General features: G+C 43.8%; 11 protein-coding genes. 5 read left to right on the top strand and 6 right to left on the bottom strand.

Translation table 11 applies throughout. From position 1 onward, the window contains the following. Positions 1 to 42: 42 nt before the first annotated feature. The 3 genes from ABIX36_RS06920 to ABIX36_RS06910 all read right to left on the bottom strand — a co-directional run bounded on the left by ABIX36_RS06920 (position 43) and on the right by ABIX36_RS06910 (position 3,260). Positions 43 to 2,124 carry a ComEC/Rec2 family competence protein gene (locus ABIX36_RS06920; protein ID WP_348081432.1) on the bottom strand — a complete coding sequence of 694 codons (2,082 nt, stop codon included), beginning with the start codon at positions 2,122 to 2,124 and terminating at the stop codon, positions 43 to 45. A gap of 76 nt (positions 2,125 to 2,200) precedes the next feature. Continuing rightward, the gene (locus ABIX36_RS06915; protein WP_348081431.1) at positions 2,201 to 2,536 is read right to left on the bottom strand and encodes a MerR family transcriptional regulator; all 336 of its coding nucleotides are present in this window, start codon (positions 2,534 to 2,536) and stop codon (positions 2,201 to 2,203) included. A gap of 175 nt (positions 2,537 to 2,711) precedes the next feature. Beyond that, entirely contained in the window at positions 2,712 to 3,260 is a 549-nt protein-coding gene (locus ABIX36_RS06910) for a shikimate kinase (RefSeq protein WP_348081430.1), read from the bottom strand. Between the two features lie 416 nt (positions 3,261 to 3,676). Between ABIX36_RS06910 and alaS the strand changes: the two genes are divergently transcribed. Then, on the top strand, positions 3,677 to 6,631 hold the full coding sequence (alaS, locus tag ABIX36_RS06905; protein ID WP_348081429.1) for an alanine--tRNA ligase: 2,955 nt from the start codon (positions 3,677 to 3,679) through the stop codon (positions 6,629 to 6,631). A gap of 158 nt (positions 6,632 to 6,789) precedes the next feature. Here alaS and ABIX36_RS06900 read toward each other — a convergent pair whose 3' ends face one another. Further along, positions 6,790 to 7,311 carry a hypothetical protein gene (locus ABIX36_RS06900; protein ID WP_348081428.1) on the bottom strand — a complete coding sequence of 174 codons (522 nt, stop codon included), beginning with the start codon at positions 7,309 to 7,311 and terminating at the stop codon, positions 6,790 to 6,792. 276 nt (positions 7,312 to 7,587) lie between these two features. On the opposite strand from ABIX36_RS06900, the gene gatB reads away from it, so the two are divergent. The 3 genes from gatB (at position 7,588) to ABIX36_RS06885 (ending at position 10,969) form a co-directional block, all read left to right on the top strand. After that, positions 7,588 to 9,057 carry an Asp-tRNA(Asn)/Glu-tRNA(Gln) amidotransferase subunit GatB gene (gatB, locus tag ABIX36_RS06895; protein ID WP_348081427.1) on the top strand — a complete coding sequence of 490 codons (1,470 nt, stop codon included), beginning with the start codon at positions 7,588 to 7,590 and terminating at the stop codon, positions 9,055 to 9,057. 3 nt (positions 9,058 to 9,060) lie between these two features. Further along, positions 9,061 to 10,173 (top strand): TlpA disulfide reductase family protein, encoded by a 1,113-nt coding sequence (locus ABIX36_RS06890; protein ID WP_348081426.1) that lies wholly within the window; start codon positions 9,061 to 9,063, stop codon positions 10,171 to 10,173. Between the two features lie 106 nt (positions 10,174 to 10,279). Further along, positions 10,280 to 10,969, top strand: a complete 690-nt coding sequence (locus ABIX36_RS06885) for a response regulator transcription factor (RefSeq protein ID WP_348081425.1) — start codon at positions 10,280 to 10,282, stop codon at positions 10,967 to 10,969. A gap of 87 nt (positions 10,970 to 11,056) precedes the next feature. On the opposite strand, the gene ABIX36_RS06880 is transcribed toward ABIX36_RS06885, so the two are convergent. Then, complete coding sequence (locus ABIX36_RS06880; RefSeq protein ID WP_348081424.1) at positions 11,057 to 11,614, bottom strand: hypothetical protein; 558 nt, start codon at positions 11,612 to 11,614, stop codon at positions 11,057 to 11,059. A 149-nt stretch (positions 11,615 to 11,763) separates the two neighbouring features. Here ABIX36_RS06880 and ABIX36_RS06875 point away from each other — a divergent pair, with 149 nt between their 5' ends. Continuing rightward, positions 11,764 to 12,483, top strand: coding sequence for a pseudouridine synthase (locus ABIX36_RS06875; RefSeq protein ID WP_348081423.1), 720 nt, complete (start codon positions 11,764 to 11,766; stop codon positions 12,481 to 12,483). A gap of 136 nt (positions 12,484 to 12,619) precedes the next feature. Here the strand turns inward: ABIX36_RS06875 and ABIX36_RS06870 are convergent, their stop codons facing one another. Continuing rightward, positions 12,620 to 12,835 carry a hypothetical protein gene (locus ABIX36_RS06870; RefSeq protein WP_348081422.1) on the bottom strand — a complete coding sequence of 72 codons (216 nt, stop codon included), beginning with the start codon at positions 12,833 to 12,835 and terminating at the stop codon, positions 12,620 to 12,622. Between the last annotated feature and the right edge of the window lie 174 nt (positions 12,836 to 13,009).

Raw genomic sequence — 13,009 nt, 5'->3', positions numbered from 1 at the left:
TAATTAACTGAGATGCAAATTATTTATAAAATATAGAAATTATTATAGTTTAGATGCTATACTGATAGATTTGTTACGCTTTAATATTTTACAATTTACAGGAATATTTTTTAGTTTATCAATATACTTATCAGAATTACTTCCATCGATGATCAGTATTCGGTTTTTCATCGCAATGGTATCCATAAAAGGGTTGTCGCTGATGTACAAATAATCTATATGTAAGTTACGGGGGATAGACTGCCCCGACATCGTTTGGTTTAACAGCAATATCCTTTTATCAAAAAACTGCAACATGTTTTGCTGTTTAATAAACCAGGGCAGGCGGATGTTATCTGCCAGTTTAATAACCCGGTAATTTATCAGTCGCATACTATCAAGGCCCGGCTGCACAGCGTATTGGTAGTTTTTATCCGTATCGCTCAGGTCGGTGAGTACTACGCCGCTATCGCCGTTTTTGAAAACAATACCCGTATGTTTCCGCAGGTTGAGAAAGGTGATGGATTGTGTTTCGCTACTCCTGACTTTTTTTAAACTGATGCTGATGCAAAAAAGCAAAATAGTTACCACCGACGCCTTAAGCAGCCATTTCTTTTTCTTATCGTACATAAAATAAAACAGGCATATGATAATAACATATAACGACAAATGTTCGGCATGTGTAAGCCAGATCTTACTGATACTTGCGTACGGGGCCTGCTCTACATAATAAAGTATTTTGTTCATCAGCAAGATGCTATGCTCCAGAATAGAACCCAACGCTGCTGATACGTACGGTATCTGCGGCAAAAGGAGCAGCAATAAACCGGCATACATAATGACCATAATGGGTAGGATAATAAGCAGGTTGCTTAGCAAAAAGTAAAGCGGGAACTGGTGAAAATAAAACGCGCTGAGCGGAAAGGTAATCACCTGCGCAGAGATGGAAACCGAGCAGGCTGTCCACATATAATTGGCCACGCGATTTTTAAATTCCAGCCATTCGTACACTATCGGTTGAAAAACAACCAGCCCTGCAACAGCGAGGTAGGATAACTGAAAACCCACGTCCAGCAGTAAAAAAGGATCGTAAAGCAACAGCGCAAACGCCGAGAACGCCAGCAGGTTAAGGCTGTTGATATACCTCACAAAAGTTTTCCCGCAGATCACCATGCTGATCATCAGCGCCGCCCGGTTAACGGCGGGGGAGAAGCCGGTAAGCAGGGCATAGCTCCATATCAGTAAAATAATAGTTATCGCTTTAATGATCTTACCCCGGCGATTCCCGTTTAAAAAGGCAAGCGCCCAGCCCAGCAGCACAAAAATAATAGCCGCGTGCCCGCCCGAAACCGATAGGATATGAATGGTGCCGGTTTTAGAGTAAGCCTGTAAAACATCGTTACTCAGGTCGGCTTTGTAGCCTGATATTAATGTCGATGCTACCGCGATGGCGGTGGTATCGTGCATGTTTGCCTTTAGCTTTTTAACCAGGTTTTGCCTGGTTTGCAGGGCATAAGCTATCACCGGGTTTCCCTGTCCGGCTTTGATGACCCGGTATTGCCTGGGGTACAAAAACTCTTGGTGGTATACATTTTTATTGGCCAGGTAGCGCTTATAATTAAATTCGCCGGGGTTATAAGGCGGTTCCACCGGGGCATACCTGGCGGGGATGAGTAATTCTTCGCCGTAAAATAAATTGGTAGCCAGTTCATCTTTTATGGCGACGAGCAGGGTGCCGCTGGCAGTCGTTGCCTTGCCCTTTTGGATGGTTTGTACCACATCGGCGGTAAATCTTACTATATCGCCTTTAACCTTTGGCTCGGAATTGACGTGTACCACCAGGTATTCGGCAGATGTTTTAGAAAAATGATCGGTATTGTTTAACTGGTAATGCTGCACGGTTACCAGCCAGCCGGAGAGTAAAAGGACAGCAGCAATAAGCAGCCCACCCACCCAGCTTTTTTTATAAATACCCAGTTTACCATAACCAACATTTAACGCGATAAATAACAGGCTTAATGTAAGTAAAGGGATAATTAAAGCAATTGCGCCTGCGCCGGGATAGCTAAGCCCCAGCCCAATGCCCGCCATAAACGGAAGTAATAAAACTACAATGGTAATTTCGCCTTTGTGCGCTGCTATCATACAGGGTTTCCCGGTTCTGCATTAAACAGAACGATAAGGTTTAAGGAAATAAAAGTAGCTTATCTGCAGCAGATTTTTATATCTCGTCGCGCACTTCCAGCAGGAATTTTTTGAGGTTCTCCAGCGAATCTATCACGCGCTGGTTATCGCGGCTATCGCCAATATTGCTTTTCAGGTAGTCCTTTGCGCCTTGCAGGGTGTAGCCCTTATCGCGGATGAGGTGAAAAATGATCTTAAAGTTCTCGATGTCTTCCGGGGTAAAGTAGCGGTTGCCCTTTTTATTCTTCTTGGGTTGCAGCACATCAAATTCCTTCTCGTAAAAACGAATCAGCGACTGGTTAACATCAAACATGGCCGACACCTCGCCCATGGTATAGTACATTTTGCTGATCTCGCGTTCTTTGTAAGGCATACGCAAAGGTAGGTGGAAATTTCGAATTTAGGATTTGAGATTTCGAATTTTTTCTGAGGTTGGAGGGATTTCAAATTGCCCAATGTTAGCCAGATTTGGGCATTGCCTTCGGCCTGGGCTGTATGCTCATACGCCTGCAGGCCTTACGCGCTATGGCCGGTATCCGCGCCCATCCCTAACGCAGATCTGCGCTCTTTAGAAACGCCAAAACTTTTTCCACCCGTTCCTTAACCGTCGTATCGCCCCTTATTTGCAGCACCCGGGCGTTAACACGGCTTAGCCAGTCTTCATGGGCTTTAATGTTGCGGCCGCTGAAGGTAATATCCTCGTATTTATCTGCCCAGGCTACAAACTCCTGGTGCTGTTGGGCACGAGCGGGGTTGGTGAAAATGATGTCGCCGTAGCGCTCCAACTCACGGGCAATAAGGCGCTGCATTCGCAGTTCATGCGGGATGTATAGGAAAACCACTACATCAAACATCTCCTCCCAGTCGGCACCCCACTTAATGACTGAGCCGGCCTGCACCCAGCTTTCGTGTTTGGCCATGTCTTCCTTAATGGTACGATTACGCAACCCCGGCTCACGTTTGGTGGTGAATGGTGGATCGGTAAGTACCCAAAAGTATTCGTCGGTATCAAAAAAGGGGATATTAAGGCTTTCGGCCAACGCGCGCCCCAGGGTAGTGGAACCCGCGCAGGAAGCGCCCATGATCTGTATTTTCATAAAGGCAATTATAGGAATTTGTCTGAATCAGGATGTAGCAGATTTTTACGATTTTTTGGATTTTGATTTGTTTAATGAGCCCGGCAAGCCTAAAGAAGCCCTTCAAAACCGGCCTTGTCCTGTTCGGCAACCACTGAAACCGCTAAAGCACAAACTCTCATAGAACAGGGCGCAGCCGGCAGTTTTCTTTGGTTACTTCTCTTTTGCTGCCAAAAGAAAGTAACATCCACTGACATTTCATATAGCAAATCCATTCCTAACAAGGCACAGGCAGGACAACCGTGATTGCTCTTCCTGCCGATGATTGCCGCGCTTCGCTCGAGGTGGCGAACGGGTTAGTGTGAAATAACTGCTCAAAATTTCACAAAAATTCACACTTTTGCACAGCAAACCCGTTTTGCAATACAAGTACTATTATGACAGCTACCCAGATCCGCCAGGCATTTCTTGATTTTTTTGCCTCCAAGGGGCACATTATTGTGCCCAGCGCGCCTATTGTAATAAAAAACGACCCCACCCTCATGTTCACCAACGCGGGGATGAACCAGTTTAAAGATGTGTTTTTGGGCGAGGCGCCCGCTAAAGCGCCGCGCGTGGCCGATACCCAACGTTGCCTGCGCGTTAGCGGTAAGCATAACGATTTGGAGGAAGTGGGTATTGATACCTACCACCACACCATGTTTGAGATGCTGGGCAACTGGAGCTTTGGCGACTACTTTAAAAAAGAGGCCATTGCCTGGAGCTGGGAACTGCTTGTTGATGTTTACAAACTGGATAAGGACCGCCTGTACGTTACCTATTTTGAGGGCGACGAAAAAGAAGGGCTTGAAAAAGATACCGAAACCTACGAACTGTGGAAACAATACGTAGATGAGAGCCATATACTGCCCGGCAACAAAAAGGATAACTTTTGGGAAATGGGCGAAACCGGCCCCTGCGGCCCATGCTCGGAAGTACATTTCGATAGTCGTCCCGACAGTGAGCGCGGCGAGTTTAGTGGCGCCACCCTGGTTAATGCCGACCACGACCAGGTGATAGAGATCTGGAATAACGTATTTATGCAATTTAACCGGATTTGGGGTGGAAAGGACGGAGGCCAAAGTGAATTTAAAAACGCCGCAACTATCTATGGGGGAATTGATGAAAAAAAATGGAAGTCAGATAATTTATTTGCTTTCACTACATTAAAAAATTTGCCTGCTAAGCATGTGGATACTGGTATGGGATTTGAACGATTGGTTCGAATACTTCAGGGCAAACAATCAAATTACGATACAGATATTTTTCAACCTTTAATCCAATATTTAGCAGTAAACTCACTGAGGCAATATCCTAATATTGTCAAATTAGATGGCAATGAGTTTTGGGATAAGAAATCTGATATCGCCATGCGAGTTATAGCAGACCACATAAGAGCTGTGAGTTTTGCAATAGCAGATGGACAATTACCTTCCAATAATAAAGCCGGATATGTAATCAGACGCATATTACGAAGAGCTGTTAGATATTCTTATAGTTTTTTGAATATTGAAAGACCATTCATAAACGAGCTTGTTCCATTGTTAGCGCAACAGTTCAAAGGCGTTTTTAATGAGCTGCATACCCAGATAGATTTTGTTCAAAAAGTTGTTAGAGAAGAAGAGGTGGCGTTTTTAAGAACTCTCTCAAAAGGGATTATTTTATTTGAAAATAGGAGACAGGTCTTACGTGATTTACGATTAAAAATAAGTGCCTATCATTCTCAGTATCAAACCAATAGTCAGAAAGAGCAATTTGTCGACGCGTCCATTGAGTTTCTGGATATCTTTTACTATGAAAACAAAAAAGCCTATTCAACGACAGAATTGGATGAATTAAAAGATTTGGCTAATAAATCTAATTCAGTATCTGACGCAAAGGAAATAATTCATAGTTTTTTAAGAGTTATCGCTGGAGATTTTGCATTCGTACTGTCTGACACATATGGATTTCCTTTTGACTTAACTGAATTAATGGCGCGCGAACAAGAGTTGACAGTTGATCTAAAAGGGTTTAACGCTGCCCTTAAAGCCCAAAAAGACCGCTCCCGCGCAGCTACTGCCATTGATACCGGCGACTGGATTTTAGTAAATGACGAGGACGAAGCCGTTGAGTTTACCGGCTATGATGAAACAGAAACCATCGCGCATATCATTAAATACCGCAAGGTAACGGCTAAGGGTAAAGAGCAGTTTCAGGTCGTTTTGGATAAAACGCCTTTCTATGCCGAAAGCGGCGGCCAAGTGGGGGATAAAGGCGAATTGGTGTTCCCTAACGGGGAGATCATTGAAGTTACCGATACCAAAAAAGAGAACGGCCTCATCGTCCACTTTACAGATAAACTGCCGTCGACGCCTGAAGATGCCTTAACCGCGATGGTTGATTCTGCCAAGCGCGACAGCACCAACAATAACCACAGCGCCACCCACCTGCTGCATGCTGCCATGAAACAGGTACTGGGCACACACGTCAACCAAAAAGGCTCCCTGGTGAATGCCGATTACCTGCGTTTCGATTTCTCGCACTTTGCCAAGGTGACCGAAGAGGAATTGGCAAGGATTGAGGCTATTGTGAACGAGAAGATCCGCCAGAATATATACCTGCAGGAAGAGCGCAGTGTGCCTTACCAGCAAGCCATCAGCAGCGGTGTAACTGCCCTGTTCGGCGAAAAGTATGGCGACTTTGTCCGCGTAATTACCTTTGATGCTAAGTTCAGTAAGGAGCTTTGCGGTGGTACACACGTAAAGGCTACCGGGCATATCGGGTACTTTAAAATTATATCGGAAAGTGCCGTAGCGGCCGGTGTTCGCCGTATTGAGGCTATTACCGGTATTGCTGCTGAGACTTACATCAACGAGCAAACCAAACTGGTGCAACAGGTAAAAGAACTGCTGAAAAACCCGAAGGATATTGGCAAGAGCATCGAAAGTCTGCTGGAAGAAAACAGCCGACTCAAAAAGGAAATAGAAAAATCGGTGCTGGAGAAATCATCCGGCTTAAAAGACGAGTTGGCTAAAAAAGTAGAGAGCATCAACGGTATCAACTTCATTGCCCAAAGGGTAGAATTACCCAACGCTGATGCGGTTAAGAATCTCGCCTATAATTTAAAAGATATCGTGCCCAACCTGTACCTGGTGCTGGCCGCCGAAATAAGCGGCAAACCCAACATCACGGTAATGATTGCCGAGAACTTGGTGAAAGATAATGGCCTGCATGCGGGCAACATTGTAAAAGAACTGGCCAAAGAAGTAAAAGGCGGCGGCGGTGGCCAACCCTTCTACGCCACAGCCGGCGGCAGCGATGCAAGCGGTATTGATAATGCATTGGCGAAAGCAAGGACGTTTGTGGGGTAATTCGATTCTTATACGCGCTGCTTGTAGGCGAATGCAAAGTTCGGATGCTCAGCGTTTAAGATATCTCGTCGCTGCGCTTCACTCGATATGACAAACTAATTGAAATAAGAAGGCCCTCCGAGTGATCGGAGGGCCTTCTTATTGAATTGCATCTCTATTTAGTGTTTGCCGTGGCCGCCACCTTTTCCGTTGCCACCACCGTTGCCTTTTCCGTTACCCTTACCACCACCATTTCCATGACCGGGGTTGCCATTGTAAACTTTTACGTTTTTGCGTACGTAGTTTTTGTTATGCGCGGCGTATGAATTACCACGAACAACAACCTGCTTGTTAGAGCCTTTGTATTTAGCGTAACGGGTACGGTCGGTAGTAAAGTAGCGGTATGCCTGCGGGCGGTTCACTATAACTTTGTACCCGTTATTAATATTGTAATTGCTGTACCGGGTTGGCAGCGCGTTCCTGAATACCCATTGCCCGCCGTCCATATAAACATACTGATGTTTTGGCACGTAATAATAGCTTTCCACATCGGGCAAGTAAACGTATTCAACATTTGAATATTCCACAGGGGGCGTCCAAGTGCCAATGTTAACGTTGAGGCTTACCTGTGCTTTAGTTTGGGTAACAGATGCAGCAAGCAAAAAACAACTTGCCAGCATCCCTAAAATAATTTTTTTCATGATGTCGTAATGTAAGTGTCCGTATATTTTAATACGTTATGATACAGACAGTAAAGCAGGCAAATAGTTTAATTAATTTATGATATTCTTAATTAACTACCCGGTTTGTTTTTAAAGTAGAAATATTATCCCCAATAGATAATCCATGCTGTTTGTAGCATTTTCATGTGGTTTATTACAATACAGGTAATAGAATTTAAAAAATACCTCAAAAAATAGAAATAACATTATATTTGAAAAGTTCAAATCAATGCTGTACAACAGCTGAATTATAATATGGCAGTTCTAACAGGCGGCGTGAGTGATAAGTACGAGTTAGTTGTAGGATTAGAGATACACGCGCAATTATCCACTTTAAGTAAGGCATTCTCATCAGATTCGGCGGCTTTTGGCGCCGGGCCAAACGAGCATGTGAGTCCGGTTTCATTGGGGCATCCCGGTACATTACCACGCATCAACAAAAAAATGGTGGAATACGCCGTTAAAATGGGGCTTGCGTGTAATTGCAGCATCAACCTTAAAAACACCTTCGCCCGTAAAAATTACTTTTACGCCGATCTGCCCAAGGGTTTCCAAACCACGCAGGACCAGCGCCCTATTTGTTTAGGCGGGCATGTTAGTGTAAAACTGGCCGACCATACCACCAAAGATATCGCCATCCATCATATCCACATGGAAGATGATGCCGGCAAAAGCTCACACGACCAACACGACGAGTACTCCCTCATAGATCTGAACAGGGCAGGGGTACCGCTGATAGAAATTGTATCGCAGCCAGATCTGCGCAGCGCCGAAGAAGCAGGCCAGTTTTTAACCGAAGTACGCCGCCTTTTACGTTACCTGGATATTTGCGATGGTAATATGGAGGAAGGCAGTATGCGTTGCGATGCCAATATCTCGGTACGCCTGCATGGTGCTGTCGAATACGGCAACCGCTGCGAGGTGAAAAATTTAAACTCTATCCGCAATGTGCAGCGCGCTATAGAGCATGAGTTTGCGCGCCAGGTGGAAGTTATAGAAGCCGGCGGCCATATAGACCAGAACACCTTAAACTTCAATGCCGATACCGGCGAAACATCCGTGCTTCGATCCAAAGAAATGGCGAACGATTACCGCTATTTCCCCGAGCCGGATTTGTTACCGGTGCAGCTCACCGAGGGGTATTTAGAACACATCCGCAAACAAATGCCCGCCTTACCAAAGGAATTGTTTGCCAGGTATACCACAGAACTCGGGCTGTCGGACTACGACGCGGGAGTTATTACCGCCGATAAACAATTCGCCGCTTACTTTGAGGAGATCATCAAACATACTAACCATTATAAGTCTGCCGCTAACTGGCTGATGGGTGCGGTAAGTTCCTACATCAACGATCATAACATCCATATTACAGATCTGGAGCTGAAACCAGCTACGCTTGCCGGGTTGATTAAGTTGGTAGATGATGGCAAAGTGAACAATTCGGTTGCATCGCACAAGATATTTCCTGAAATGCTGAAAGGAAATGGAAAAAGTGCCGACCAAATAGCTAAAGACCTTAATTTGCTTATCAGCGACGATTCATCCCAGCTGGACGAATTTATACATGCTGCCCTGGCCAAATTCCCTGATAAGGTAATAGAATACCAAAAGGGTAAAAAAGGCGTTTTAGGCTTGTTTATGGGCGAGATCATGAAAATTTCCAAAGGGAAAATTGACCCCAAAAAAACCAACCAGCTTTTAATAAAAGAATTAGAATCTAAATAGAAAATGAAAATCCGTCTGCTTACCTGTATTGCCTTTTTGTTCGCGATTTTTTTCACTTCATGTAAGGATACTGAAAACTTCAAGATCTCGGGCACTGTAACCAACTCCGGTAAAATAGGCAAAGCCACCTTGTATTTGGCTGATAGTACCGGCTCGCGCCCTATAGATTCGGTTGCTATTGTTGATAATAAATTTGAATTTAAGCACGCTACTCCTTACGAAAGCCTTTATAAAATTGGCGTCGCCGGTCGCATATTTGATGTGGTGGTGAAAAATGGTGACCATATTACGTTCAGTACTGATTTAAACGACTTAAAACACAGCTACGAAATTTCGGGTTCTGACCCATCTGAAAAAATAAAGGAATTTAACAGGATCAGTAACGTGTATGGTGATAAAAACAGCAAGTTGTCTGATGAATATATGGCTAAGTCAGAAGCACTTGGGCATTCTTCAGATTCGCTGCTCAAAGTATACATGCCTGTTTTTCAGAAAAATATTGCAGATTATAGCCAGGAGGTTTTGAAATTTGTGGATGCGAATAAGCACTCACTGGCAGGTTTTTATGCTGCTGCATCGCTCGACCCGATCAAATACGAGCAACAATTGATTGCTTATGCCGACGACATAAAGGACGATTTAAAAGAAAACCCCGATGTGGCCCGGTTTAAACACCAGATGGAGAGAGCTAAACCTATCTCGGTAGGGCATAAGGCTCCCGAGTTTGCCATAACGTCGATAGATGGTAAAGAAGTAAAGTTGTCAGATTATAAAGGCAAGTATGTGATGCTCGATTTTTGGGCATCATGGTGTATGCCCTGCCGTAAGGAAAACCCAAATGTAGTAAAGCAGTTCGGCAAATTCCACAGCAAAGGCTTTAATATCCTGGGGATCTCGTTAGACGTGGAGAAGAAAAACTGGGCCTCGGCAATCAAGAGTGATGGCTTAACATGGGCCCATGTGTCCGACCTTCAAAACTTTGAAGGTCCTACCGAGCGCCTTTATCAGGTGGAAGCCATCCCTTCCAATTTTATTATTGATCCACAGGGGAATATCGCCGCAAAGAACATAACAGGTGCCGATTTGGAAGCTTTTTTAAACAAGACATTTAATTAGCCTAAACAATACGTTAAATTTTTACAGTAGTTAACAATTTGTTAATATGTATTTAACCGTATGCTTGCATTAACAGCATACATTTATACAAAAATTTAACCTGCCCATGAGCACCGTAAAACAAAAGATCTTAATTGTTGACGACGAACCCGATATTTTAGAACTAATAGAATATAACCTCAAAAAAGAAGGTTACCAGGTTTATTCGGCCCGTAATGGGCAGGAGGCTGTAGCCGAAGCTAAAAAAACACTTCCCGATCTTATTGTACTGGATATTATGATGCCCAAAATGGACGGCATCGAAGCCTGTCGTATTATGCGCACCATGCCCGAGTTTAAGAACACCTTTATGGTTTTTTTAACCGCCCGTAGCGAGGAGTATTCAGAGATTGCCGGTTTTAACGTAGGTGCCGATGATTACATCGCGAAACCTATTAAGCCACGTGCCCTGGTGAGCCGTATTAATGCTATTCTACGCCGTAATGCACCACCAGAAGAAGTTACCGATAACAAGCTGGAAATTGGCGACCTGGTGATAGACCGAGAAGCCTACCTGGTTTACCAAAAAGGCGTAAAGGTAGTATTGGCCAAAAAAGAATTTGAGTTGCTTTACCTGCTGGCCTCTAAACCTGGCAAGGTTTATACCCGCGAGGTGATCCTGAAAAACATCTGGGAAGACTCGGTAGTGGTAACCAACCGCACCATTGATGTACACATCCGCAAACTGCGCGAAAAACTTGGTGATGAAGTTGTAGCTACCGTAAAAGGCGTAGGCTACAAGTTTGAAGCCAGATAGATAAAACAAAACAGGCCCCGAAATTTCGGGGCCTGTTTTGTTTATAATACTTGCCAATGCTCAAATTTGGCAACCCTTGAATAAAGTTTAAGCTTTCGTCGCTGCTTTTTTGCGTGTGGTGGTAGCTGCTTTCTTAACCGATGCTGCACCTGTTTTTGCCGCGCTTGTTACGGCTTTAGCTTTATCGGTTGCCTTTGCTTTTGTAGCTACAGCCGCTTTTTTGGTATCGGCAACGGTTTCTTTCGCTTTAGTAGCTATAGTTTTTGCTTTGTCGTCCGCCTTGGTTTTGATTTCCTCGGCGGTTGCCTTGGCAGTTGCGGTTACTGCTTTAGCTTTATCGGCTGCTTTGGCTTTTACCTCGGCGGTTTCTTGTTTGGCTTTGGCAGTGGTTTCGCTTACTTTTTTGCTTACTGCGGCTTTAACGGCAGTCGCTTTTTTAGCAACGGTAGTTTTAGCTGCAGAAGCTTTTTTGGTAGCGGTTGCCTTTTTGGCGGTGACAGATTCTTTGATATCATCAAATTTTTCCTCTGCTGTTTCCTTAAGGTCTTCAGCAGTGTCTTTTGTGCCTTCCCAAAACTCTTCTATCGTTTCTTTTATTTTTTCAAAAAAGCCTTTTTCCTCGGGCTGTGTACTTTCTGTGCTCATGTTGTTTTTATTTAGGTAGATGGTTAATGTTGTTTTTCAGGATAATAACACCGGCATATTTATTTTGTTTTTGGCCCCGGGGATTCTGTTCTCACATACATAGGCCGGATTAAATTAATAAACCGTATTTTTGCCGGCTATATTAAAATATGAAATTTCCAAAATTTGCCGACCTGATCCTGTTTGAGAACGATGATATTATTGTGGTGAACAAGCCTCCGTTTATCAGTTCGTTGGATGAGCGCGAAGGCGGCGAGGTAAATATGCTGCGCCTGGCCAGGCAATATGCCGACGATGCCCAGATATGCCATCGCCTTGATAAAGAGACCTCAGGTGCCCTTATTATAGCTAAAAACCCGGAAGCCTACCGTGCTGTAAGTATGCAGTTTGAAAGGCGGAAGGTGAAGAAAGTTTACCACGCTGTAATTGATGGCACACATGTGTTTGAGGAATTGCTTATTGATCTGCCGATACTGAACGTGGGTAAAGGTACCGTAACTATCAGCCGCCAGGAAGGCAAACGTGCCGAAACCTGGTTTCAATCGTTAAAATACTATAAACACTATACTTTGGTAGAATGCCGCCCGGTAACAGGCCGTATGCACCAGATCCGCATCCATTTGGCTACGCAGCGTGCATCCATAGCCGGCGATGATATGTACAAGGGCCAGCCCGTGTTCCTTTCTAAACTAAAACGCAAGTACCAGTTAGGTAAAGACCAGGAAGAACTGCCGATAATGAAGCGTTTTGCCCTGCACGCCTACGAGGTAACCTTTAAATTGGTGAATGAAGAGGTGGTAACAATCCGTGCGCCTTACCCAAAAGATTTTGAAACACTTTTGAAATTACTGGATAAGTTTGATGCTTAAAGTATAGGGGGAGTAACCTGCCTGTGCTTGATATAATTTATTATGCCTTAAAAACAGGCAATATTTAAAACGTAAAAAGCCCATACATTGATTTAATGCATGGGCTTTAATATTATTAAAGCTAAAATTTAGCTTATTATTTGCTTGGTGGAGTTGTATCTCTCAGCAATGTTGTAGCAGCAGGTGGAGTTGTATCTTTAAATGCTTTGAAAGACGGCGGGGTAGTGTCTTTTTTCATATTTTTAGATATAGAACCAATAGTACCTTTTGGTTTAACAGAGTGGTCTTTTTGGCAAGAGTAGATGCTGGTGGCGATTACGGCCAGGGCAACAAAAGGTATAAGTTTTTTCATGATTATATTTAGTAGTTTTTTGTACGGTCTGATTTAGATTATGTAAAGGTATAAAATATTTTTATAACCAAGTATTAATACGTGGTTTTTTTTAAAAAGTTTCAAAAAAAATGTTTTTTTGAAAAACCATCAAGTATAACTTGCTATAATTTGTTTTTATCAAAGGCAACCGTA

The organism is Mucilaginibacter sp. (assembly GCF_039925265.1).
GTDB lineage: Bacteria > Bacteroidota > Bacteroidia > Sphingobacteriales > Sphingobacteriaceae > Mucilaginibacter.
The sequence above is the reverse complement of the archived record's forward strand: the minus strand, read 5'-3'. Positions and strand labels throughout refer to the sequence as shown.

Coding starts and splice junctions, on each gene's coding strand:
- ABIX36_RS06920 (WP_348081432.1), bottom strand. CDS start 2,124: ATGATAGCAGCGCACAAAGGCGAAATTACCATTGTAGTTTTATTACTT.
- ABIX36_RS06915 (WP_348081431.1), bottom strand. CDS start 2,536: ATGCCTTACAAAGAACGCGAGATCAGCAAAATGTACTATACCATGGGC.
- ABIX36_RS06910 (WP_348081430.1), bottom strand. CDS start 3,260: ATGAAAATACAGATCATGGGCGCTTCCTGCGCGGGTTCCACTACCCTG.
- alaS (WP_348081429.1), top strand. CDS start 3,677: ATGACAGCTACCCAGATCCGCCAGGCATTTCTTGATTTTTTTGCCTCC.
- ABIX36_RS06900 (WP_348081428.1), bottom strand. CDS start 7,311: ATGAAAAAAATTATTTTAGGGATGCTGGCAAGTTGTTTTTTGCTTGCT.
- gatB (WP_348081427.1), top strand. CDS start 7,588: ATGGCAGTTCTAACAGGCGGCGTGAGTGATAAGTACGAGTTAGTTGTA.
- ABIX36_RS06890 (WP_348081426.1), top strand. CDS start 9,061: ATGAAAATCCGTCTGCTTACCTGTATTGCCTTTTTGTTCGCGATTTTT.
- ABIX36_RS06885 (WP_348081425.1), top strand. CDS start 10,280: ATGAGCACCGTAAAACAAAAGATCTTAATTGTTGACGACGAACCCGAT.
- ABIX36_RS06880 (WP_348081424.1), bottom strand. CDS start 11,614: ATGAGCACAGAAAGTACACAGCCCGAGGAAAAAGGCTTTTTTGAAAAA.
- ABIX36_RS06875 (WP_348081423.1), top strand. CDS start 11,764: ATGAAATTTCCAAAATTTGCCGACCTGATCCTGTTTGAGAACGATGAT.
- ABIX36_RS06870 (WP_348081422.1), bottom strand. CDS start 12,835: ATGAAAAAACTTATACCTTTTGTTGCCCTGGCCGTAATCGCCACCAGC.